The 21,985-nt window shown below is 65.7% G+C and carries 20 protein-coding genes; 17 read left to right on the forward strand and 3 right to left on the reverse strand.

What is annotated here, in order from left to right; all coding sequences use genetic code 11:
* The first annotated feature begins 15 nt into the window (after window positions 1-15).
* The 3 genes from E1956_RS03550 to E1956_RS03560 all read left to right on the forward strand — a co-directional run bounded on the left by E1956_RS03550 (window position 16) and on the right by E1956_RS03560 (window position 1,816).
* Complete coding sequence (locus E1956_RS03550) at window positions 16-747, forward strand: RNA polymerase sigma factor FliA (protein ID WP_134747457.1); 732 nt, start codon at window positions 16-18, stop codon at window positions 745-747.
* Window positions 748-1,035: 288 nt separating this feature from the next.
* Window positions 1,036-1,356: a type II toxin-antitoxin system TacA family antitoxin gene (locus tag E1956_RS03555; RefSeq protein ID WP_134747458.1), complete on the forward strand. Its 321-nt coding sequence runs from the start codon at window positions 1,036-1,038 to the stop codon at window positions 1,354-1,356.
* The gene (locus tag E1956_RS03560) at window positions 1,331-1,816 is read left to right on the forward strand and encodes a GNAT family N-acetyltransferase (protein WP_232071250.1); all 486 of its coding nucleotides are present in this window, start codon (window positions 1,331-1,333) and stop codon (window positions 1,814-1,816) included. Before E1956_RS03555 ends, E1956_RS03560 begins: the two co-directional genes overlap by 26 nt.
* A 102-nt stretch (window positions 1,817-1,918) precedes the next feature.
* On the opposite strand, the gene E1956_RS03565 is transcribed toward E1956_RS03560, so the two are convergent.
* The 3 genes from E1956_RS03565 to flgA all read right to left on the reverse strand — a co-directional run bounded on the left by E1956_RS03565 (window position 1,919) and on the right by flgA (window position 4,402).
* Window positions 1,919-2,365: a flagella synthesis protein FlgN gene (locus tag E1956_RS03565; RefSeq protein WP_134747459.1), complete on the reverse strand. Its 447-nt coding sequence runs from the start codon at window positions 2,363-2,365 to the stop codon at window positions 1,919-1,921.
* 61 nt (window positions 2,366-2,426) lie between these two features.
* A complete protein-coding gene (gene flgM / locus E1956_RS03570) occupies window positions 2,427-2,801 on the reverse strand; it encodes a flagellar biosynthesis anti-sigma factor FlgM (protein WP_134747460.1) in 375 nt (124 codons plus the stop codon).
* 143 nt (window positions 2,802-2,944) lie between these two features.
* Window positions 2,945-4,402 carry a flagellar basal body P-ring formation chaperone FlgA gene (gene flgA / locus E1956_RS03575; RefSeq protein WP_197732811.1) on the reverse strand — a complete coding sequence of 486 codons (1,458 nt, stop codon included), beginning with the start codon at window positions 4,400-4,402 and terminating at the stop codon, window positions 2,945-2,947.
* 227 nt (window positions 4,403-4,629) lie between these two features.
* Between flgA and E1956_RS03580 the strand changes: the two genes are divergently transcribed.
* From E1956_RS03580 to E1956_RS03645, 14 genes are all read left to right on the forward strand, one after another.
* Window positions 4,630-5,205 carry a flagellar basal body protein gene (locus E1956_RS03580; protein ID WP_134747461.1) on the forward strand — a complete coding sequence of 192 codons (576 nt, stop codon included), beginning with the start codon at window positions 4,630-4,632 and terminating at the stop codon, window positions 5,203-5,205.
* 142 nt (window positions 5,206-5,347) lie between these two features.
* Window positions 5,348-5,773, forward strand: a complete 426-nt coding sequence (flgC, locus tag E1956_RS03585; protein ID WP_134747462.1) for a flagellar basal body rod protein FlgC — start codon at window positions 5,348-5,350, stop codon at window positions 5,771-5,773.
* A 163-nt stretch (window positions 5,774-5,936) separates the two neighbouring features.
* Window positions 5,937-6,587, forward strand: a complete 651-nt coding sequence (locus tag E1956_RS03590; protein ID WP_134750324.1) for a flagellar hook assembly protein FlgD — start codon at window positions 5,937-5,939, stop codon at window positions 6,585-6,587.
* A gap of 35 nt (window positions 6,588-6,622) precedes the next feature.
* The gene (gene flgE, locus E1956_RS03595) at window positions 6,623-7,882 is read left to right on the forward strand and encodes a flagellar hook protein FlgE (protein ID WP_134747463.1); all 1,260 of its coding nucleotides are present in this window, start codon (window positions 6,623-6,625) and stop codon (window positions 7,880-7,882) included.
* A gap of 35 nt (window positions 7,883-7,917) precedes the next feature.
* Complete coding sequence (gene flgF, locus E1956_RS03600; RefSeq protein ID WP_134747464.1) at window positions 7,918-8,676, forward strand: flagellar basal-body rod protein FlgF; 759 nt, start codon at window positions 7,918-7,920, stop codon at window positions 8,674-8,676.
* 44 nt (window positions 8,677-8,720) lie between these two features.
* The gene (gene flgG / locus E1956_RS03605; protein ID WP_134747465.1) at window positions 8,721-9,509 is read left to right on the forward strand and encodes a flagellar basal-body rod protein FlgG; all 789 of its coding nucleotides are present in this window, start codon (window positions 8,721-8,723) and stop codon (window positions 9,507-9,509) included.
* A 197-nt stretch (window positions 9,510-9,706) separates the two neighbouring features.
* A complete protein-coding gene (locus E1956_RS03610; RefSeq protein WP_232071359.1) occupies window positions 9,707-10,336 on the forward strand; it encodes a flagellar basal body L-ring protein FlgH in 630 nt (209 codons plus the stop codon).
* A complete protein-coding gene (locus E1956_RS03615; protein ID WP_134747467.1) occupies window positions 10,330-11,529 on the forward strand; it encodes a flagellar basal body P-ring protein FlgI in 1,200 nt (399 codons plus the stop codon). The genes E1956_RS03610 and E1956_RS03615 overlap by 7 nt, the downstream gene beginning before the upstream one ends.
* 9 nt (window positions 11,530-11,538) lie before the next feature.
* The gene (flgJ, locus tag E1956_RS03620; RefSeq protein ID WP_134747468.1) at window positions 11,539-12,525 is read left to right on the forward strand and encodes a flagellar assembly peptidoglycan hydrolase FlgJ; all 987 of its coding nucleotides are present in this window, start codon (window positions 11,539-11,541) and stop codon (window positions 12,523-12,525) included.
* A 250-nt stretch (window positions 12,526-12,775) separates the two neighbouring features.
* Window positions 12,776-13,531 carry a flagellar brake protein gene (locus tag E1956_RS03625; RefSeq protein WP_134747469.1) on the forward strand — a complete coding sequence of 252 codons (756 nt, stop codon included), beginning with the start codon at window positions 12,776-12,778 and terminating at the stop codon, window positions 13,529-13,531.
* Window positions 13,532-13,750: 219 nt separating this feature from the next.
* Window positions 13,751-15,769, forward strand: coding sequence for a flagellar hook-associated protein FlgK (flgK, locus tag E1956_RS03630; RefSeq protein ID WP_134747470.1), 2,019 nt, complete (start codon window positions 13,751-13,753; stop codon window positions 15,767-15,769).
* An 11-nt stretch (window positions 15,770-15,780) separates the two neighbouring features.
* Entirely contained in the window at window positions 15,781-17,040 is a 1,260-nt protein-coding gene (gene flgL, locus E1956_RS03635) for a flagellar hook-associated protein FlgL (protein ID WP_134747471.1), read from the forward strand.
* Window positions 17,041-17,227: 187 nt separating this feature from the next.
* The gene (locus tag E1956_RS03640) at window positions 17,228-17,620 is read left to right on the forward strand and encodes a hypothetical protein (protein WP_134747472.1); all 393 of its coding nucleotides are present in this window, start codon (window positions 17,228-17,230) and stop codon (window positions 17,618-17,620) included.
* A 337-nt stretch (window positions 17,621-17,957) separates the two neighbouring features.
* The gene (locus E1956_RS03645; protein WP_167759971.1) at window positions 17,958-21,737 is read left to right on the forward strand and encodes a beta strand repeat-containing protein; all 3,780 of its coding nucleotides are present in this window, start codon (window positions 17,958-17,960) and stop codon (window positions 21,735-21,737) included.
* The last annotated feature ends 248 nt before the right edge of the window (window positions 21,738-21,985 follow it).

The following is a 21,985-nucleotide window of genomic DNA, read 5'->3' on the forward strand; positions in this document are numbered from 1 at the left end:
ACATAGGAGAGCCAGATGTATAACGCTCAAGGAAAGATTTCGCAGGCCGAAGTCCTCGCGAAATACGCGCCGCTCGTGCGGCGGCTGGGACTGCAGCTCGTGGCGAAAATGCCTGCGAGCGTGGATCTCGACGACTTGATCCAGGCCGGCATGATCGGCCTGCTCGATGCGGCGAACCGCTACAAGGAAGATCAGGGTGCGCAGTTCGAGACCTACGCGAGCCAGCGCATTCGCGGCGCGATGCTCGACGAGCTGCGCAGCAACGACTGGCTGCCGCGCAGCCTGCGGCGCACCTCGCGCGAAGTGGAAAGCGCCGTGCACCAGGTGGAGCAGCGGCTTGGCCGCTCGGCGAGCGAGACCGAGATCGCCGATCATCTGCAGATGCCGCTCGACGAGTACCAGAGCATGCTGCAGGACCTGCACGGCAGCCAGCTCATCTACTACGAAGACTTCGACCGCGCCGCCGACGACGAGCCGTTCCTCGACCGCTATTGCGTCGATCACTCGGACCCGCTTTCGGCGCTGCTCGACGACAGCCTGCGCGGCGCGCTCGTCGAGGCGATCGAGCGGCTGCCCGAGCGCGAGAAGCTGCTCATGTCGCTTTACTACGAGCGCGGCATGAACCTGCGCGAGATTGGCGCGGTGATGGAGGTGAGCGAGTCGCGCGTGTGCCAGCTGCACAGCCAGGCCGTCGCGCGCCTGCGTACGCGGCTGCGCGAGATGTCCTGGGCGGGCACGGAGAATTAGTCAGGCGCGGCGTTGGGGCATTGGCGCTGACAGGGAGGGGAAAGCCGGAGTGCGGGAGCGCTCCGGCTTTTTTTCTAGTGTGCAGTGTGACATGAGTGGCGTCAATTTGGCACCATAGATGATATAGTGACGCCATACTGCAAGTGGAGATCGCAAAGCCCTGGCTGGATGCCCCTCATCATCGAGGAGCTTTGCCCCACGTCTCGCGCGCTCTCGCGCTTTGGAACTTCGGAGTCCCCATCCGCCAAACGATATAGGCGTGTGCTGGCGCCGAAAAAAGGACGAATAATGGCTATCGACAGCGGTGTGGAAAACTCCAGCCGGGGGCGAATCACGGCCCGGTTGAGTGCAGAAAAGCAGGAAATCCTGCAGCTTGCTGCAGATCTTTCGGGTAGTACGCTCAATCAGTTTATTGTGCAAGCCGCGCTTAGGGCCGCGGAGCAAGTCATCGAGCAGGAAGAAGTCATTCGTTCCATCCGCCTGACGATGGACGAATCGAAGCGCTTCTTCGCGTTGCTGGACGAGCCGGCGAAACCTAATGAGGCGCTGCAGCGCGCGATGGCACGCTTCAGGAAGAACAAGATTGGAAACGCAGATTCGTCAGCTTAGGGAGAACGACGATCGCAACAGCTTCGATTGCGGCGTTGATTCGATGAACGAATGGATTCGCCATGTAGCGAGCCAGCATCAGAAGAAAAATCTCTCGCGGACCTATGTCGCGACATTGCCTGTTGAAAGCAGAACGATCATTGGCTACTACGCGCTTGCCGCTACGTCGGTGCAAACCGATGGCATGCCGGGCGGCCGGCTTCCCAGGAATGTGTCCGCGGTGCTCCTCGCGCGGTTGGCTGTAGACGTCCAATACAAAGGGCGGGGCCTTGGCGAATACCTTTTGGCCCACGCGCTCGACATCGTGCTGACCACGGCCGAGGCTGTGGGTGTGCAGTGCGTCGTGGTCGATGCGCTCGACGAAAGCGCAGCGGGGTTCTACGTGAAATATGGCTTTGCGCCGTTCACCAATGTGCCGCGCAGGCTCTTCCTGCCTGTAGCGACGATCCGGCAGGCCTGAAATCGCCCTCGCCGGCATTGCCGCCATCTCCAAAAGCAAAAGCCGAAGCACCCTCGCTTCGGCTTTCGTCTTTTATGACCCGCGCGTCGCCGCGCCAGCGGCTTACAGCCCGAACGCCGGCAAACGCCCGTCGGGCCCGTACAGCATCGACGCGCCGTTGCCGGTTTCGCCGCGCAGGATCGCGAGCGCCCGGCGGTTATGTTCCATGCGCGTGCGCACCATCATGCCGATCGTGAGGTTCTGGCGGCGCGCGCGCTCGGTCGAGCCCTTGAGCAGGGCCCACTGGCCCGCGAGCCGCGCGTCGCCGTCGCAGGCCATCTCGATGCCCTTGCGCCCGCCCGGCAGGCCGAGTCCGGCCAGCTGCGCGTCGCGCGCCTTCTCGAGGCCCGCCATGCGCTGCGTGAGCGTTGTCTTCTCTTCGACGATCTGCGGCAGCGCGTGGATGCCGTCCGCCGTCGTGAGCGCCTTCTCCTCGAAGGCGAGCAGCGAGGCGAACGCCTCAACCGCGGCGTGTTCGTCGATCAATGTGGCGAGAAGAGCATCTTTCATCGGGGACCACCTGAAAATCCGTCATTGAGGGTCGGCGCGTGCTGCCGCGCGCCTGCGCCTCTTAGCTGCCCGAGGCCGGCTTCAGCAGGCCGCGGGCGGTTTCGATAATGCCGTCGGCGATCTTGCCGGTGTCGATCTGCAGCGTGCCGTTCTTGATGGCGTCCTTGATCGACTGGACCTGGCCCATGTCGATGTCGGCTGCGCCGCTCGCCGCGAGCGAACGCAGCGAAGAGGAAAGCGACGAAAGACTCACGTTGGCGTCTCCGCTAGTGCCCGCGCTCGCGCCAGCGCTGCTACCCGAAGCGATCGCGCTCGACGCGTTGCCGGATGCCGTGCCGCCGGCGCCCAGAGCGCTCGCGGATTCGCCTTGCTGCGTGCGCGCGGGCCCATCCTGGAGCGAGCGCGCGTCATTGCGGGTGGAGGTGTCGATTTTCACGATGGGGATTCCTGATCCGTATGGCCTTGATAACGGCAAGGGCCGGCGCGAACTTTAGCGCGAAAGTCCTGCCGTTACATGCTGTTACGTGTTCTACCGTACGTTCCGCCCCCGCATTTTTCGCTCGAGCCTCGTGTCCGTCCCTAAATCTGCACCTGCACCGTACCGGCGTCTTTCACGACACCGCTGATGATCTGCCCGCCGGCCGTGCGCACGCGCACCATCTGGCCGGGCGCGGCATTGTTGAGCACGCTGCCCTCCGAGGAAATCGTGAAGTTCGAGCCGACGGCGATCACCCTGACCGTCTGGCCGATCACCACCGACGAGGCGCTGCGCAGCATGTCCGTGCGCAGCGGCAGGCCCGCCGTGATGCGCGCGAGCGCGACGGCGCCGTTGGCTTGCGTGGGGTCGGTGATGATGGTCTGCGGCAGGCTCGCGAGATCGCCTTCGCGCGGCATGAAGTCGGCGGCCGAGAGCATCTGGCCGGCGTCGATCTGGCGCGCGGCCACGTAATAGGTGATATCGACGGCGACGCGCCCCACCACGTAGAGCGTCCACGGCTTCGCGCCGACACAGCGCACGCCCACGGTCGTGCGGCCCCACATGCGCGCGCCCGGCGGCATGAAGGGCTCGAGCGCGGCGCAGGCCGCGAGGCCGCGCGGGAAGACGGGGGGAACGGTCACGCTCACCTTGCCCGGCAGGCCTGCCGCCTGCTGCTGGAGGAAGGCGAGGGCGGTGGCGCGAATGCGCTCGCCGTCTTCCTGGCCGGGCGGCAATTGCGCGGTTTGGCCGTAGGCGACGGCGCTCGCGCTCGCGCTCGTGGCGGCGTAGGCATTGGCGGCCATCGCCGGCGTACGCGTCACCGGCACGGCGGGCAGTCGCGCGGCGGCGGCCGGCGGGGCCGTTTCGACGACGACGGGCGCGACCGCGCTCGACGGCGTGACGACGTTCACGCGCTGGAGCCCGCCCGCGCCAGCGTTGCCGTTCATGGCGGCGGGCGCGGAGGCATTCGCCACCGTACGGTTCACAGGCTGGCTTGCGGATGGATTCGCCGACGTGGTGACCTGCGAGTACGCCGACGGATTTGCCGGCGGCACACGCATCGGTTGCACGGCACGAGCGAGCGCGGGCCGCATGGCGGGCGCCGCGGGTGCGCCAGGTGTGCCGGGTGCGGGAATCGTGACAATCTCGGGCGCGGCATCGCTCGCGCGGCCGCGCTCGCCCGGCCCCGGGATCGTGATCATGCCCGGCTGGTTTTGCGCTTGAGCCGGGTCTTGTCCCTGGCCTTGTGCGTCGGCTTGCGCGCCGCGCGCGAGCATCGCCGCATTTTGCGCGTAGCCGTTGGCATAGGAACGGGTATCGGCGCCCATTGAACCGCCACCGCCCACGTTCGCCTTGCCCGGCTGCGCGAGCATCGCGCTCATCTGGGCGGCATCCGAGCCCGCGCGGTCGCCGGGGCCCGCAATGTAGATCTGCTGGCCAGGTGCTTCGCTTTGCGCGTGCGCGGCGCCGCTCATGCCGAGTGCGGCGGCGGCGCCAAGCGATGCCAGCGCTGCCAGCACTGCCGTGGGGCGTGCGCGGAAGTAGGCAGTCAGCGGCATCGTCGTTCTCCATTCATTGCATTGACACGCCTCGCATTCTAGGCGGCGGCCCCCGCGCGCTTACGTCGAATAGAGGGGGCCTTTACCGGCTATTCGTCCGATTGGTTCTTGTCAGGCGCGCCTAACATTCGTCTCCATGCGAAAAGGCGTTTGCGCCTCGCCCAGTTGCCCGATGCGCGATGCATGCGCCGAAGCAGCCCCTCATTTCGTGTCACGGAGAACGCCGGATGCTGGACAAACTCGACGCCGAATTCGCCTTTGGCCGCGAAGCGCTCGATGTACGTGCGACGCGCCAGGCGTTGCTGTCCTCGAACATCGCGAACGCCGATACGCCGGGCTACCAGGCGCGTGACGTCGACTTCTCTGCTTCGCTGGCGGGCGCGCTCAAGCAGGCCGGCGCGGCCATGCCGGGCGTCGCCACGCCGGGCGCGATGGCCATGACGGGCGGCACCGCCGGCGCAACGGGTGCAGCAGGTGGAGCAGGCACGGCCGGCGGCAACTTCCAGCCGCTCGCGCTGGCACAGCCCGCGGGCGTGACGAGCGGCATGTCGATGGCCACCACCGAGGTGGGCCACATGGGCGGCAACGTGAAGCTGATCCCGACCGGCGGTCCGGCCAACAGCTACACGAGCCCGCTGATGTACCGCAACCCGACGCAGCCCGCGCTCGACGGCAACACGGTCGACCTCGACACCGAGCGCGTGCAGTTCGCCGACAACGCCCTGCACTTCGAGTCGGGCATGACCGTGCTTTCGCAACAGATCAAGACGATGCTCTCGGCGATCCAGTCGGGTTCGAGCTGAGGCGCGGGCATCGACGCAGTCATCGATTGAAGCAGTACGGCGCAAGCCGCGGCGCAAATAGCAGCGCAAGCCGCCGCGCGCGCCACGCAGCAAACGTTAAGCAGGCAAAGACGCACCAGCCATCCGAGAGGTCAACGAAACCATGCCATCCCTGATGAACATCTTCAGCGTTGCGGGCTCCGCCATGACGGCGGAATCGCAGCGCCTGAACGTGACGGCGTCCAATCTCGCCAACGCCGACAGCACGACGGGCCCGGACGGCCAGCCCTACAAGGCCAAGCAGGTCGTGTTCGCGGTCAACCCGCTCGGCGGCGCGCGCACCGCGTCGGGCCAGCAAGTGGGTGGCGTGCAGGTGACCGGCGTGATCGACGACCCGACGCCCATGAAGCAGAGCTACGACCCCGACAACCCCGCCGCGGACGCGAACGGCTACGTCACGATGCCCAACGTGGACCCGGTGCAGGAGATGGTGAACATGATCTCGGCCTCGCGCTCGTATCAAGCCAACGTCGAGACGCTGAACACCGCGAAGACGCTGATGCTCAAGACCCTGACCATCGGCACCTGAAGCGGCGCCTGACGCATCACGCAAGACCAGGACCTGAAGCAGGCGCCAGCCGCACCCACGCCACACCGCAACATCGAGCGTATCCGAGGAGAACGCGTTGACCTCCAGCAACACCACCATCGGCGGCAGCTCCGCCACCGTGTCGCAGCAGCTGCTCGACACCATGAACGGCACCTCGTCGGCTTCGTCGAGCACGTCCTCGACCAGCGGCACGAGCGGCAGCGACCTGCAGCAGACCTTCCTGCAACTGCTCGTCACGCAGCTGCAGAACCAGGATCCCACCGATCCGATGGACAGCTCGCAGATGACCTCGCAGCTCGCGCAGATCAACACGGTCACGGGCATCTCGCAGCTCAACACGTCGCTCTCGTCGCTGTCGACGCAGCTCTCGGCGGGCCAGAACGCACAAGCGGCGCTGCTGATCGGCTCGACCGTGCTCGCGCCGGGCAGCAGCATGGCGGTGTCGAGCGGCAGCGCGCCGCAACTGGGCGTGACGCTGCCCGCGGCGGCCTCGGACGTGAAGCTCACGATCACCAACTCGGCGGGTCAGGTCGTCAACACGCTCGATCTGGGCGCGCAGTCGGCGGGCACGGTGCCCGTCACCTGGAACGGCACCGACTCCGCGGGCAACACCGTGGCCGACGGCACCTACACCGTCAGCGCGAGCGCGACGGTCAACGGCCAGGCGGGCACGGCCACGGCGCTCGTCGCGAGCAAGGTCCAGGGCGTGATCCAGCAATCGGACGGCACCGCGAGCCTCTCGCTCGCCAACGGCAAGACGGTCGCGCTCTCGGGCGTGGGCGCCATTCTCTAACACCTATCGAACACGACAGCGCGGAGTCAACACTCATGGGCTACCAGCAAGGATTGAGCGGCCTCGCCGCAGCGTCGAACGATCTCGACGTCATCGGCAACAACATCGCCAACGCGAACACGGTGGGCTTCAAGCAGAGCACGGCGCAATTCGCCGACGTCTATGCGAACTCCGTCGCCACCGCGGTCAACACGCAGATCGGTCTGGGCGCGGCACTCTCGCAAGTGCAGCAGAACTTCTCGCAGGGCACGATCACCACGACCGGCCAGGCGCTCGACGTCGCCATCAACGGCAACGGCTTCTTCCAGATGTCGAACAACGGCACCGTCACGTATTCGCGCAACGGCGTGTTCCAGCTCGACAAGAACGGCTATATCACCGATGCATCGGGCAACGACCTGATGGGCTACGCGGCCGGCACGAACGGCGTGGTGAACTCGGCGCAGACGGTGCCGCTTCAGGTGCCCACGACCAATATCGCGCCGGTCACGACGGCCAATATCACGGCGCAGCTGAACCTGAACGCGCAGTCGACCGCGCCGACCGGGACATCGGCGACGTTCGACCCCACCAACTCGAACACCTACAACTACTCCACTTCGATCACGGCGTACGACTCGCTGGGCGGTGCGCAGCAGATCAACATGTACTTCGTGAAGGGTGGCACCGACGCCGCCGGCAACCAGGAGTGGAACGTCTACGCGGGCACGCCGGGCAACGTTTCGACTTCGCCGGTGGGCACGATGTCGTTCAATTCGTCGGGCAACCTCGTGGCCACGGCGGACTCGACGGGCGCGGCGACCTCGATCGGCCAGATTCCGATTGCGATCAATCCGACCGACGGTTCGACCCAGAACCAGAAGATCACGCTGAACTTCACCGGCACGACGCAGTTCGGCAGCACCAACGGCGTGAACAACCTGACCCAGGACGGCTACGCGAGCGGCACGCTCTCGAACTTCTCGATCGGCTCGGACGGCAGCATCACCGGCAATTACTCGAACGGCCAGACCAAGACGCTCGGCCAGGTCGTGCTCGCCAACTTCAACAACCCGAACGGGCTGGAGAACCTCGGCGGCAACCAGTTCCAGGAAACGGCCGCCTCGGGCGTGCCGCAGGTCTCCACGCCCGGCAGCACGAACCACGGCTCGCTCACGGGCGGCGCGGTGGAGTCGTCGAACGTCGACCTCACGAACCAGCTCGTCGACCTGATCACGGCGCAGCGCAACTATCAGGCGAACGCGCAGACCATCAAGACCCAGCAGACCGTCGACCAGACGCTGCTGCAGATGTAAGCAGGCGCACGCACCTCCAACGCACCGGGCACATCATGGACCGACTGATCTACACCGCGATGACGGGGGCGAGCCAGGCGCTCGACCAGCAGGCCGTTGTCGCGAACAACCTGGCGAACGTCTCGACCACGGGCTTTCGCGCGCAGCTCGCGAATTTCCGCGCCGTGCCGATGGCGTTCGGCGACGGCACGACCGCGAACGACACGACCACGCGCACCTTCGTGCTTTCGGCGACGCCGGGCTCCGACATGACGCCCGGTGCGATTTCGCACACCGGCAACCCGCTCGACATCGCCGTGCAGGGCTCGGGCTTCATCGCCGTGCAGACCGCCGACGGCAACGAGGCCTACACGCGCGCGGGCAACCTGCACGTGGACGAGAACGGCCAGCTCGTGACGGCCAGCAACCAGCAGGTGATCGGCGGCGGCGGCCCGATCGCGGTGCCGCCGGGCTCGGCGGTGACGATCGGCAAGGACGGCACCGTTTCGGCGATCGCGCCGGGCAGCCCCGCCGACGCCATCGCCATGATCGACCAGATCAAGTTCGTGAACCCGCCCGCGGGCTCGCTCACGCGCGGCGACGACGGCCTCTTCCACACGGCCGACGGCAACCCCGCCGACGCCGACCAGACGGTCCAGGTGGCGACGGAGTCGATCGAAGGCAGCAACGTGAATCCGGTAGCGGCGATGGTGTCGATGATCGACAACGCGCGCCAGTTCCAGTTGCAGACGAGGCTGCTGCAAAACGCCGACCAGAACGACCAGAGCGCGAACCAGCTGCTCCAGTTCACCTAAGCCATATTGAAAAGGCGGCGCTCGCGCGCCGGGAGAAAGACACCATGAACCGATCGCTCTACATCGCCGCCACCGGCATGAACGCGCAGCAGGCGCAAATGGACGTGATCTCCAACAACCTCGCGAACGTGAGCACCAATGGCTTCAAGGGCTCGCGCGCGGTGTTCGAGGACCTCATGTACCAGACGCTGCGCCAGCCGGGCGCAAACTCCACGCAGACCACCGAGCTGCCCTCGGGCAGCCAGGTGGGCACGGGCGTGCAGCAAGTAGCCACCGAGCGCCTCTACACCCAGGGCAACCTGCAGCAGACCGGCAACTCGAAGGACGTGGCGGTCAACGGCGCGGGCTTCTTCCAGGTGCAGATGCCCGACGGCACGACGGCCTATACGCGTGACGGCTCATTCCAGACCAACTCGCAGGGCCAGCTCGTCACCTCGAGCGGCTACCCGGTGCTGCCCACCATCACGGTGCCCGCCAACGCCACCTCGCTCACCATCGGCAGCGACGGCGTGGTGACGGTGACCACGCCGGGCTCCTCGAACAACACCACCATCGGCTCGCTGCAACTGGCCATGTTCATCAACCCGGCCGGCCTGCAGTCGAACGGCCAGAACCTGCTTTCGGAAACGGCCTCGTCGGGCGCGCCCACCGTGACGACACCGGGCCTGAACGGCTCGGGCACGCTCAACCAGGGCTACGTGGAAGCCTCGAACGTGAACGTGGTGCAAGAGCTCGTGAACATGATCGAGACGCAGCGCGCCTACGAGATCAACAGCAAGGCGGTCACGACCTCCGACCAGATGCTGCAGACCTTGAGCCAGATGCAGGTTTGAGCATCGGCTTGAGCATCAGCTGAATCAGAGGCAATCGCTGAGCAGCAGTACCGTTCAGCACGAAAGAGTACGAAAGAGAAGTGGTGAAGAGCATGAGCCAGTCCGTCCGAAACAACTCTCGCAAGCGCGCGGCGCAAACGCCCGCGCAGGCGTTGCCGCGCGCCTCGGCGTCGTGGGCAGCGGCGCTCGCGCTGGCGATGCTGGCGGGCTGCGCCTATATCCCGAACCGGCAGCCGATCACGGCCCAGCCGATGACGGCCGTGCCGCCTTCGCCGCCGCCCAACAGCTCGCCGGGCTCGATCTACAACCCCGGCTACACGGGGCGGCCGCTCTTCGAGGACCAGCGTCCGCGCAATATCGGCGACATTCTCACCATCCTCATTTCCGAAAACATGTCGGCGACCAAGTCCTCGGGCGCCAACACCAAGCGCGGCGGCAGCACGAGCTTCAACGTGCCGAGCGCGGGCTTCGCGCCGGGCTTCTTCTCGCGCGCGAACCTCAACGCCCAGGGCGCGAACCAGTTCGACGCGACGGGCGGCGCGAATGCGTCCAACACCTTCACGGGCGTGATCACCGTGACCGTGACGAACGTGCTGCCCAACGGCAACCTGGTGGTCTCGGGCGAGAAGCAGATGCTCATCAACCAGGGCAATGAATTCGTGCGCTTATCCGGCGTGGTGAACCCGAACACCATCGCCGGAGACAACTCCGTGCTCTCGACCGATGTGGCCGACGCGAAAATCGAGTATTCCGCGAAAGGCGTGATCGACGAAGCCGAGACCATGGGCTGGCTGCAACGCTTCTTTTTGAATCTCGCGCCATGGTAAAGATCCGCTTCCGCTACACGCGCCGCTCGCGCGTGAAAGACGTGCTCACCGCGCTGGGCTTCGTGTTCGGTCTTGTGTTCGCATGCGGCGCGCTGCTGGCTTACGCCGTGCCCGCGCATGCCGAGCGCGTGAAGGACCTCGTGTCGATCTCCGGGGTGCGCGACAACCCGCTCATTGGCTACGGCCTCGTGGTCGGCCTCGACGGCACCGGCGACCAGACCACCCAGGCACCGTTCACGACACAGACGCTCGCGAACATGCTCGCGAACCTGGGCATCTCGATCAACAACACCTCGAGCTCGTCGGGGTCTTCGCAGACGCTCAACAACATGCAGCTGAAGAACGTCGCGGCCGTGATCGTCACCGCCACGCTGCCGCCGTTCGCGCGGCCCGGCGAGCAGATCGACGTGACCGTCTCGTCGCTCGCCAACGCCAAGAGCATTCGCGGCGGCACGCTGCTGCTCACGCCGCTCAAGGGCGCCGACGGTCAGGTCTACGCCATCGCCCAGGGCAACGTGGCGGTGGGTGGCGCGGGCGCCTCGGCCAACGGCAGCAAGGTGCAGGTGAACCAGCTGGCGGCGGGCCGCATCTCGGCAGGCGCCACGGTGGAGCGCGCCGTGCCTTCGCCGGTCGCGCAGGCGGGCGGCATCCTGCAGATGGAAGTCAACGACATGGACTACGACACGACGCAGCGCATCGTGGCGGCGATCAACAACATGTTCGGCGAGAACATCGCGCAGGCCGTGGACGGCCGCACGATCCAGGTGCACGGCCCGCTTGACCCCTCGCAGCAGGTGGGCTTCATCGCGCAGATCCAGAATCTCGATGTGCGCCCGGCGCAGCCGGCGGCGAAGGTGATCCTCAACGCGCGCACCGGCTCGATCGTGATGAACCAGATGGTCACGCTCGATAGCTGCGCAGTGGCGCACGGCAATCTCTCGGTGGTCGTGAACACGCAGACGGCGGTGAGCCAGCCAGGGGCGTTCTCGAACGGCACCACGGTGGCGACGCGCCAGTCGCAGATCCAGTTGAAGCAGGACAACGGGTCGCTCAAGCTCGTGACGGCGGGCGCCAACCTCGCGGAAGTTGTGAAGGCGCTCAACGCGCTAGGAGCTACGCCCGCGGACCTCATGTCGATCCTGCAGGCGATGAAGGCGGCAGGCGCGCTGCGCGCCGATCTTCAGATCATCTAAGGAAAGCGCATGGACAACTCGAATGTTGGCGGCAGCCTCGACCTCACGAACCGCTTCGCGCTGGACGTGCAGGGCTTCGACTCGATGCGGGCTGCGGCCAATGCGTCGCCCCAGCAAGGCGTGAAGATGGCCGCGAAGCAGTTCGACGCCGTGTTCACGCAGATGATGCTGAAAAGCATGCGCGAGGCGACCCCCGACGACGGTCCGCTCGATTCGAAAGACGGCGCGCAGTTCACCTCGATGATGGATCAGCAGCTCGCGCAGCAGATGTCGAACAAGGGCATCGGCGTGGCCAACGCGATGATCAAGCAGCTCATGCGCAGCATGGGCGGCGACGCCAGTGGCGCCGATGGCGCGGGCGGCGTTGGCAACGCCATGTCGGGCATGGCCGGCTCGGGCGGCAGCGGCAACGAAGGCAACATGGCGATGCTCAACGCGCTGGGCCGCGCCTACGGCAACGCCAACGCGAACGGCGCGCTCGGCAAGGGACAGGGCTGGGGCGCCAACAGCGCGCTCACCCCGCCCGTGCGCGGCAACGGCGACGAAAAAGTGGACGCCTTCGTGAACAAGCTCGCGGGCGGCGCGCAGCAGGCGAGCGCGGCCACCGGCATTCCGGCGCGCTTTATCGTCGGGCAGGCGGCGCTGGAGTCGGGCTGGGGCAAGCGCGAGATCATGAAGGCGGACGGCTCGACAAGTCACAACGTGTTCGGCATCAAGGCCACGAAGGACTGGACGGGCAAGACCGTCTCGACCATGACGACCGAATACGTGAACGGCACGCCGCACCGCGTGGTGGAGAAGTTCCGCGCCTACGACTCGTACGACGACGCCATGACCGACTACGCGAACCTGCTCAAGAGCAACCCGCGCTACGCCTCGGTGATCAACAGCTCGCACAGCGCGGAGAGCTTCGCGCACGGCATGCAGCGCGCGGGCTACGCGACCGACCCGCAATACGCGAAAAAGCTCATGTCGATCATGCAGCAAATGGCCTGACGGCCCGATCGCGCCGTGATCGCCGAACGCAAACGTTGCTTCGCCGACGTTATGCGCTTTTCGCGCGAAATTCCGGCGCGACCGTGGGCCAGGGCACGGAATATTTGCACGGAACCCCTAAATTTCTCTCGGCGCCTGCCGCTAATGCAGGCGAGAAGCAAAAGAATCAGGGGCGGCGAGAACCGCCCGGACGGCGCGCGGGGGCCCAGGCCGCGGCGCGCCGGCATGTCCACGAAATTCCGGCACGCCGATGAATACCGTTCATTCGAATCAACAGGAAGCCTCCGAGGGCGAAGTACCCGACTATGGCCGGCGCAACCCGCTGGAAGTCGGGGTGCAGCTGCGCAATCTCGTCACTCGCGGCGATTTCCTGACCCTGCAATACGGCGGTGGCCAACTGGTCACGCGCATTCTCGAGGTGAACACGCGCGAGCGCACCTTCGTGTTCGACTGGGGCGCCTTGCCCGAGCAGAACCGCGACGTGCTCGCGAGTACCCGGTGCCAGTTCCATGCCTCGCCCGACGGCGTGCGCGTGGAGTTCGTCACGGCCGCGCCGCGCGAGACCGAGTTCGAAGGCCGGCCCGCATTCGAAGCCGCGTTCCCCGAGGTGCTCTACTACATGCAGCGCCGCGAGTATTTCCGCGTCGATACCCCGGTGCTGGAGCCGTGCCTGTGCCGCGGCGCGCTGCCGGCGGACGGCCAGCGCTTCCAGTTCGAGGTGCACGATCTCTCGCTCGGCGGCATCGGCCTGCGCACGACGGACGAGCGCGCGGCGAACTTCGAGATGGGCCTGAAGCTCGCTGGCGTCGAGCTCGACCTGCGCGCGCACGGCATGCTGCGCGTGGATCTGGCGCTCGCGGTCCTGCGCTTCATCGACCTGCCCAACGGCGACCGGCGCTATCACCTCGGCTTCCGATTCGTGGCGCTGCCCGGCGCCGCGGAGAACAGCCTGCAGCGCTACATCACGCAGCTCGAAATGAAGCGGCGCGCGTTCCAGCGCGCCTGAGCGCCTCCGGGACGCGCCAGTCGTCCCCTCGATGCGCCGCGCATCGCTTGCGCGGCGCGTGGGGTAGCGCCTCGCATGCCAAACGTTTTCTTCGCGACTTTCCCCCCATTTTGCTGGATGCCGGCGCTCAATTTTTGCGCCCCGCTGCCGTTATTACGTTGGTTCACCCACGCGGCCGTTCGACCGAGGTGTCGGAAAGGCCGTCCCTGAGGATTATGCATGTCCAACATCTTCTCGATCGGGCTCTCCGGATTGCAGGCGGCCCAGATCGGTATTGCCACTGCCGGCCAGAACATCAGCAATTCGTCGACCACGGGCTACAACGTGGAAAGCGCGGTGTTCAGCGAAGCGAGTGGCCAGTACACGGGCTCGGGCTATATGGGCGGCGGCGTGACCACGGCTACGGTGCAGCGCGCCTATAGCCAGTACCTCACGACCGCGCTGAACAACGCGCAGTCGAGCAATAGCTCGCTCACCGCGTCGTACACGCTTGCCACGCAGCTCTCGAATCTCGTGGGCAGCCCGACCTCGGGCATCGCCTCGTCGATCACGACGTTCTTCTCGGGCCTGCAGAACGTGTCGAACTCGCCGTCGAGCGTGGCCACGCGCCAGACCGCGATCTCCGACGCGCAGTCGCTCGCCGACCAGATCAACGCCGCCGGCCAGCAGTACGACTCGTTGCGCCAGAGCGTGAATACGCAGCTCTCGAACGCCGTCACGCAGGTCAACACCTATTCGCAGCAGATCGCGCAGCTCAATACGCAGATTTCGCAGGCGAGCTCGTCGGGCCAGCAGCCGAACCAGTTGCTCGACCAGCGCGATCTCGCGGTCTCGAACCTCTCGCAGCTCGTTGGCGTGCAGGTGGTGCAGAACAGCAGCGGCTACAGCGTGTTCCTCGGCAACGGCCAGCCGCTCGTGGTGAGCGGGCAGAACTACAACCTCACGACGCAGCCCTCCGCTTCAAACCCCCAGGAGACCACAGTGGCCTGGCAAGGCCTGCCCGGCTCGACGGCCACGCCGCAACCGCTTTCCAGCGCGGCGCTGCAGGGCGGCACCGTGGGCGGCCTCGTCTCGTTCATGCAGAACACGCTGGACCCGGCGCAGGCGCAACTGGGCGCGATCGCCACGAGCTTCGCGGCGCAGGTGAACCAGCAGAACCAGCTCGGCCTGACGCTGGGCGGCACGCCGGGCACGGCGCTCTTCAACGTGGGCGCGCCGGTAGTCACGGCCAACCTGAACAATTCCGGCACCGGCACGGTCTCGGCTACGCTCACCAACGCGGTGAGCCCGCCCACCGACAACTACACGCTCTCGTATGCGAGCGGGACGTATACGCTCACCGACACCACGACCAACAGCGTCGTGGCCACGACCACTACGCAGCCGAGCGCCACCAATCCGTTCCCGCCCGCGAGCGCCAACTCCGGCCTCTCGATCACCTCGACGGGCACGATGAACGACGGCGACTCGTTCGCGATCCAGCCGACCGCGGGCGCGCTCGACAGCTTCGCCGTCGCGACGAGCGACCCTTCGGCGATCGCAGCCGCCTCGCCCGTGCTCGTGACGGCAGGTAGCGCGAACACGGGCACGGCCACCGTCACGCAGGGGCAAGTCACCGCGGGCTACGCGGTGGGCGCGAATGGCCTGACGCTGAACTATGCGGCGGCGGCATCGGGCAGCGGCGGCACGCTTTCGAACTTCCCGGCAGGCTCGACGGTGAGCGTGACGGTTCCCGGCTCGAGCACGCCGACGCAGTACACCATCACGAACAGCAGCACGACGGTCCCCTACGACCCGAGCACGGGCGCGACCATCGCCATCAGCGGGGACACCAGCGGCACGGCCAACAACGTGAGCTTCACGATGACGGGCACGCCCGCGAACGGCGACACCTTCACCATCGGACCGAACACGGGCGCCGCGCAGGACGGGCGCAACGCGCTCGTGCTCGCGAACCTCACCTCGGGCACCGCCTTCACCAATTCGCAGACGCTCACGAACGCGTACTCGAACTACGTGAACACGATCGGCAATACGGCGAGCCAGTTGCAGGCGTCGAGCACCTCGCAGCAGTCGCTCGTCACGCAGCTCACCTCGCAGCAGCAGTCGGTGCAGGGCGTGAACCTCGACGAAGAAGCGGCCAACCTGCTGCAGTACCAGCAGCTCTACCAGGCCAACAGCAAGGTGATCCAGACGGCGGCGTCGCTGTTCCAGACCCTGCTCGGCATATTCCAGTGAGGCGCTGACCCATGCGTATCGCGACTTCCCAGATTTATTCGGCCAGCCTCTCCACGATGGAGAACCAGCAGGCGCAGTTGCTCCAGGTGCAGCAGCAGATCTCGACGGGCGTCTCGCTCTCGACCCCCGCCGACAACCCGCTCGGCGCGGCCCAGGCCGTGCAGCTCTCGGCCACGAGCGCGACGCTCACGCAGTACGCGTCGAACCAGAACACGGCGCTTTCATCGCTGCAGCTCGAAGACTCCACGCTCTCCAGCGTGACGAGCACGCTGCAGGCCATCAGCCAGCAGATCCAGTCGGCGCTGAACGGCTCGCTCAACGACTCCGACCGCCAGGCGCTCGCCCAGCAGTTGCAGGGCGAACGCAGCCAGCTGCTCACGCTCGCGAACACCACCGACGGTCAGGGCAACTATCTGTTCTCGGGCTTCAAGAGCACCTCGCAGGTCTTCACGAACTTGCCGGGCGGCGGCGTGCAATACAACGGCGACCAGGGCCAGCGTCTGGTCCAGGTGGGCGGGTCGCGCCAGATCGCGGTGAGCGACACAGGCGCTGCGGTGTTCCAGAGCGTCTCGGCCGTGGGCTCGCAGGCGGTGGCCGCGGGCAGCTCGAAAAACGGGGGCACCGGCACGATCAGCGGCGTCACGGTGACCAATCCCGCCCAGGCCACGAACGGCCACCCTCTTTCGATCCAGTTCGGCAACGACCCTACCACCGGCGCGCTCACCTATTCGGTGATGGACAATTCGACCAATCCGGCTACGACGCTCTCGTCGGATCAGCCGTATACCTCTGGCTCGCCGATCGACCTTGGCGCGCCCGGCCAGGTCGGCATGACCGTGACGATCACGGGCACGCCTTTGGCAACGGATACGTTCTCTGTCACGCCGGCCACGACGCCGCAGAACAGCAGCATGTTCTCGACGATCGACAGCGTGATTGCCGCGCTGCAGACACCGGTGAACGGCAGCCAGAGCGCGGGCGCCAATCTCACGAATGCGCTGCAGGCCGGTCTCACGGCGATCGGAAACTCGATCTCCAATGTGGTCACGATCCAGGCCTCGGTGGGCGGGCGCGAGCAGGAAGTGAAGGCGCTGCAGACGGTCACGTCGACGAATTCGCTGCAGATTACGTCGAATCTGTCGGACCTGACGAGCACCGATATGACCGCGGCGATTACGCAGTACACGCAGCTGTCGAATGCGCTGACGGCTTCGCAAAAGAGCTTCGCGGCTACGCAGAATCTTTCGCTGTTCCAGTACATCAATCCCTGATCGGTTCGGGGTAGTTTCCGCACAAAAAAGCGGCGGTGCGCGTTTGGCGTGCCGCCGCTTTTTCGTTTGCGGCGAGCGTGCGCGACAGCCTGGCGGTATTCATCTGTTGACTATCGCGAACTTAATGAGATTGGCTCTCTCAAGGTGTGCGTAGCATCGCCAAGGATTAATTCCTTGAGGGCTGCCGATGTATCTCATTGTTAAAAAATCGGCAATCGCAATCGCAATCGCAATCGCAATTGCAGTGCTGGCGCTGATTTTTCTATTCATCACGCACCGCTCAGACTCGAGGGCCTATGACTGCACTCGAAGCACGTCGCCCAATGGCCGCTACATTGCGGAAGAGTGCACGCTCGACTGGAATCGCGGCGACAACCCCAAGTACGTCGGTCGCGTCTTTGATGCGGCATCGGGCAAGTTGATTGCCCGACAGATATTTCGTACTCCGGTGCCGGAGATAATGTGGGGCGATAGTTATCTCCTGTTTCAGCGAGGCGGTGACGGCGAAGGTCTGGTGAATCTTCCACCTTCGCGCTACGAGCGTATCAACGCTGCGTACTGGCAACTAACACAGTGGTAAAAGAACAAAGGCCTATCGAGGATTTCCTTCGGAAGAGGCGAAGATCCCCGGTGCGGCTACGCGGTAGAAGAGACAACACAGCGGCGGTGCGCCTACAGCGCACCGCCGCTTTTATCTCCGCGCCGCTGCCGCGCCCCTTGCCCAACTCCAGTCAGTGCGCGATTTTAAGAATCATCTTACGTTCCGCTTTCCTCGCCGCCAATAAGATCCTCAGGCTGCTTACGATTGCTTACAACGCATGCGTTTTGCTTTCGCAAGCAGTCCGAAGAGCTCCCGCGTGAGGAACGACCAAAGCGTCCCGCCGGGTAACGAAAAGAACTCGATACAAGGCCAGGAAATGAATTACAACAAATCCACCCGCCACAAACGCTCCCAATCGACACGGCAGCAGGCGTTCCGCCTCGCGGTCATGCCGGCCATGCTGGGCGCGGCGCTGGGCTACGCGAACGGCGCATGGGCGGTGCAGGGCGGGGTTGTCGCAGCGGGCAGCGGGACCATCAATACCTCGGGCAACAATACGACGATCACCCAGTCCACCGACAGGATGGTCGTCAACTGGACCAACTTCGACATCGCCAAAAACCAGGCAGTGGCGATCAAGCAGCCCAGCGCGACTTCGGCGGTGCTCAACCGCGTCGCCACGGCAACGCCAACACAAATTGACGGTACGCTGACGGCGAACGGCCGCGTCTTCGTGGTCAACCCCGCGGGCGTGATGTTTGGCAAGACGTCGACGGTGAACGTGGGGAGTCTCGTCGCGTCTACGCTGAACGTCGACGACAAGCAGTTCATGGACGGCGGCGACGCACGGGGCGTCATGAACCTGTCCGCGAATGGCGGTAGTGGCGTCGTCTCGAACGACGGCCAGCTGAACGCAACCGAAGCCGTCGTGCTGCTCGGCGCGAAGGCCACCAACCAGGGCACGATTCGCGCCAGGGACGTCACGCTCGGCGCGGCCGACGGCGTGGCGATGCAGATGAGCAACTCCGGATTCAAGGTCATGCTCGGGCGCGAGGCGCAGAACGCGCTCGCGGCCAATAGCGGCGTGATCTCCGCGAAGGGCGGCGACGTTCAGCTCAACGCCGCGGCAACGGGCGCGATGCTCGCAACGGTGGTTCAGAACACGGGCACGATCGAAGCGACGCGCGCGAGCTCCGGCGAGGGCGGCTCGGTGATCCTCGGTTCGCAACTCGATGGCAACGTCAGCGCGGGTGGCCAGATCACCGCCGGGCGCGATATCACGATCGGCTCCACGCCGGTGAGCTACCCCCCGTTCCTCTCCCCGTTTAACGCCAACACCGCGCCGACGGGTGGCGACTACGCGAGCGCCGGCCACAATGTGGTCGTCGAGAACGGCGCGACCCTGAACGCATCGCAAGGCGCGGTCACGATCGGGACCGCCGGCGGCAATGTCGTGTCGAACGGCCGTATCAACAGCGGCGGCGACGTCAAAATCGGCGCGGGCGGCGTTGGATCCCTCGCGGTCAACGGCGCGGTCAATGGCGGTAGCGTGTCGATGCAAGGCACGGGTGTCGACATCAATGGGGCGATTACCGCCTCGACGGGCGACGTGTCCGTCAAGGCCGATGCTGCGGGCCTGGGCAATCTGAACCAGAACGCGAACCTCACCGCGTCCAAGGGCTCGGTCCTGCTCACGGGCACCAACGTCCTGCAGAAGAACGGCGTCACCACCAATGCGGGTGACGGCATCTCGATCGGCGCGGGCGGCACGATCCAGGCAGCCAGGCTGATCGGCGGCGGCGACGTCCAGCTTGGCGCGGTGACCGGCCCCCTCGTGGTCAACAGCGCGATCAACGGGCGCAGCGTGTCCATGCAGGGCACGGGTGTCGAAACCAACGCATCGATCACCGCTTCGACGGGCGACGTGTCCATCAAAGCCAATGCCCTGGGCACGGGCGATCTGAAGCAGAACGCGGATATCACGGCGTCCAAGGGTTCGGTCCTGGTCACGGGCACCAACGTCGTGCAGAAAACCGGCGTGAGCACCACGGCCGGCAACGGCATTTCGATTGGCGCAGCGGGCACGCTGCAGGCAGCCAGGCTGAACGCTACCGGCGACGTCCAGATCGGCACGGCGGTTGGCCCCCTCGTGGTCAACAACGCGATCAATGGGCGCAGCGTGTCGATGCAGGGCACGGGTGTCGAGACCAATGCGTCGATTACCGCCTCGACGGGCGACGTGTCCATCAAGGCCAATGGCCTGGGCCAGGGCGATCTCAAGCAGAACGCGGATATCACGGCGTCCAAGGGCTCGGTCCTGATCACGGGCACCAACGTCTTGCAGAAAAACGGCGTCAACACCAATGCCGGCAGCGGCATTTCGATTGGCGCAGCGGGCACGCTGCAGGCAGCCAGGCTGAACGCTACGGGCGACGTCCAGATCGGCACGGCGGTCGGCCCCCTCGCGGTCAACAGCGCGATCAACGGGCGCAGCGTGTCGATGCAGGGCACCGGCGTCGACATCAACGCGTCGGTTACCGCTTCGACGGGCGACGTTGCCGTCAAGTCCAATGGCATGGGTGATGGCGATCTGAATCAGAATGCGAACATCACGGCGTCCAAGGGCTCGGTCCTGCTCACGGGCACGAACGTCGTGCAGAAGAACGGTGTCGTCACCAACGCAGGCGACGGCATTTCGATTGGCGCAGACGGCAACATCCAGACAGCCAGGCTGATCGGCGGCGGCGACGTCCAGGTTGGCACGCTGGAAGGCTACCTCGCGGCCAACAACGCGATCAATGGGCGCAGCGTGTCGATGCAGGGCACGGGCGTCGAGACCAACGCGTCGATCAATGCCTCGACGGGCAACGTGTCCATCGAAGCGGACGCCTTTGGCTCGGGCGATCTGAAGCAAAACGCGGACATCAACTCGTCCAAGGGTTCGGTCCAGCTCTGGGGCACCAACGTCTTCCAGAAGAATGGCGTCAACACCGTTGCAGGTGACGGCGTGCAGATCGGCGCAAACGACACCATCCTGGCGTCCAAACTGAGCGCCGGCGGCGACATCCTGGTCGGCACCGACTACGGCCCGCTGGCGGTCAACGGCGCGGTCAACGGGCGCAGCGTGTCCATGCAGGGCTCGGATCTCGAGATCAATGCGCCGATCACCGCCTCGACGGGCAACGTGTCCGTCAAGGCCGACGGCGCGGGCGAGGGCGACCTCAAGCAGTTCGCGAACGTGACGGCGTCCAAGGGCTCGGTCCTGCTTACGGGCACCAACGTCTTGCAGAAGAGCGGCGTCAGCACCACGGCGGGTGGCGACGTGCAGATCGGCGCAAGCAACACGATCCTCGCGCAACGGCTGAACGCCGGCGGCGACGTCAAGGTCGGCGCGTTGGGCAACGGTGCCCTCACGGTCAACGGCGCGGTCAACGGCCGCAGCGTGTCCATGCAGGGTTCGGGCGTCGACGTCAATGCGTCGATCACCGCCTCGACGGGCGACGTGTCCATCTCGTCGGACAGCGCGAGCGGCGGCAATCTGAAGCAGTACGCGAACATCACGGCGTCCAAGGGTTCGGTCTACCTCACGGGCTCCAACGTCGTGCAGGACTATGGCGTGAGCACCACGGCGGGTCAGGACGTGATGATCGGCACGAGCGGAACGCTTCAGACCGGTTCGCTGAGCGGCAAGACCGTCTCGCTCGAGGGCGACACGGTTTACCTGATTCGCGACGTGAACGCCGATGGCGATATCGTGGTCCATTCCACGAATAACGTCTGCGTCCCCGGCACGGGCTGCACGGACAGCAGCACGAAGGGCATCTACCAGCTCGGCAACGTGACCAGCCGCAAGGGCAGCGTCATGATGGCCGTCGATCCCGGCATCTCGTTCGATCCGATCACGGGCATCCCGACGATCTCGTATACCGGTCTGATCGGCCAGTATCCGACGTCGCAGACCCGCGCGGGCGTCGACGTCTCGCTGCGCGCGGTCGCTGTCTTCGCGGCCAATAACACGGCCGGAAAGACGCTCACGGTGGAATCTCTGGCCCCGACGTACTGGGGCAAGCTGAAGGCCCCGGAGATCATTCTGCCCACGCCCATCACCGTTTCGGATAACGGCAGCGGCAGCGACAGCAGTGCCGGCGGACGATAACCGCCGCATCGATCCCCGGTGATCGGCCAGGCGTGAGGCACGCTGGCGCCATCGGCCCACGCCGATCGCGCCAGCGGCCGCCCGCCTCCAGCCGGTCCCGCCGGATCGCACGATACGGGAGAGGCATGCATTGCCTCTCCCTTCATGGTTGGCGCACCCATTCCCCTGCGATTCCCGGCACCGCCGGCAACGTCTGCCGGATTGGCGCACGCCAGTTTGCACCCTTTGGGTCGCCTTGATTGGCCTCC

The sequence above is a fragment of the Paraburkholderia pallida genome (genome assembly GCF_004524855.1).
GTDB classification, from domain to species: domain Bacteria; phylum Pseudomonadota; class Gammaproteobacteria; order Burkholderiales; family Burkholderiaceae; genus Paraburkholderia; species Paraburkholderia oxyphila.

Excerpts from the sequence above, each read along its gene's own strand:
- flgA (WP_197732811.1), bottom strand. The coding sequence starts at position 4,402 with ATGCCGCTGACTGCCTACTTCCGCGCACGCCCCACGGCAGTGCTGGCA.
- E1956_RS03645 (WP_167759971.1), top strand. The coding sequence starts at position 17,958 with ATGAATTACAACAAATCCACCCGCCACAAACGCTCCCAATCGACACGG.
- flgK (WP_134747470.1), top strand. The coding sequence starts at position 13,751 with ATGTCCAACATCTTCTCGATCGGGCTCTCCGGATTGCAGGCGGCCCAG.
- flgE (WP_134747463.1), top strand. The coding sequence starts at position 6,623 with ATGGGCTACCAGCAAGGATTGAGCGGCCTCGCCGCAGCGTCGAACGAT.
- E1956_RS03555 (WP_134747458.1), top strand. The coding sequence starts at position 1,036 with ATGGCTATCGACAGCGGTGTGGAAAACTCCAGCCGGGGGCGAATCACG.
- E1956_RS03615 (WP_134747467.1), top strand. The coding sequence starts at position 10,330 with ATGGTAAAGATCCGCTTCCGCTACACGCGCCGCTCGCGCGTGAAAGAC.
- flgC (WP_134747462.1), top strand. The coding sequence starts at position 5,348 with ATGCCATCCCTGATGAACATCTTCAGCGTTGCGGGCTCCGCCATGACG.
- E1956_RS03590 (WP_134750324.1), top strand. The coding sequence starts at position 5,937 with ATGAACGGCACCTCGTCGGCTTCGTCGAGCACGTCCTCGACCAGCGGC.
- flgF (WP_134747464.1), top strand. The coding sequence starts at position 7,918 with ATGGACCGACTGATCTACACCGCGATGACGGGGGCGAGCCAGGCGCTC.
- E1956_RS03565 (WP_134747459.1), bottom strand. The coding sequence starts at position 2,365 with ATGAAAGATGCTCTTCTCGCCACATTGATCGACGAACACGCCGCGGTT.
- E1956_RS03640 (WP_134747472.1), top strand. The coding sequence starts at position 17,228 with ATGTATCTCATTGTTAAAAAATCGGCAATCGCAATCGCAATCGCAATC.
- E1956_RS03580 (WP_134747461.1), top strand. The coding sequence starts at position 4,630 with ATGCTGGACAAACTCGACGCCGAATTCGCCTTTGGCCGCGAAGCGCTC.
- E1956_RS03625 (WP_134747469.1), top strand. The coding sequence starts at position 12,776 with ATGAATACCGTTCATTCGAATCAACAGGAAGCCTCCGAGGGCGAAGTA.
- flgG (WP_134747465.1), top strand. The coding sequence starts at position 8,721 with ATGAACCGATCGCTCTACATCGCCGCCACCGGCATGAACGCGCAGCAG.
- E1956_RS03550 (WP_134747457.1), top strand. The coding sequence starts at position 16 with ATGTATAACGCTCAAGGAAAGATTTCGCAGGCCGAAGTCCTCGCGAAA.
- E1956_RS03610 (WP_232071359.1), top strand. The coding sequence starts at position 9,707 with ATGCTGGCGGGCTGCGCCTATATCCCGAACCGGCAGCCGATCACGGCC.
- flgJ (WP_134747468.1), top strand. The coding sequence starts at position 11,539 with ATGGACAACTCGAATGTTGGCGGCAGCCTCGACCTCACGAACCGCTTC.
- flgL (WP_134747471.1), top strand. The coding sequence starts at position 15,781 with ATGCGTATCGCGACTTCCCAGATTTATTCGGCCAGCCTCTCCACGATG.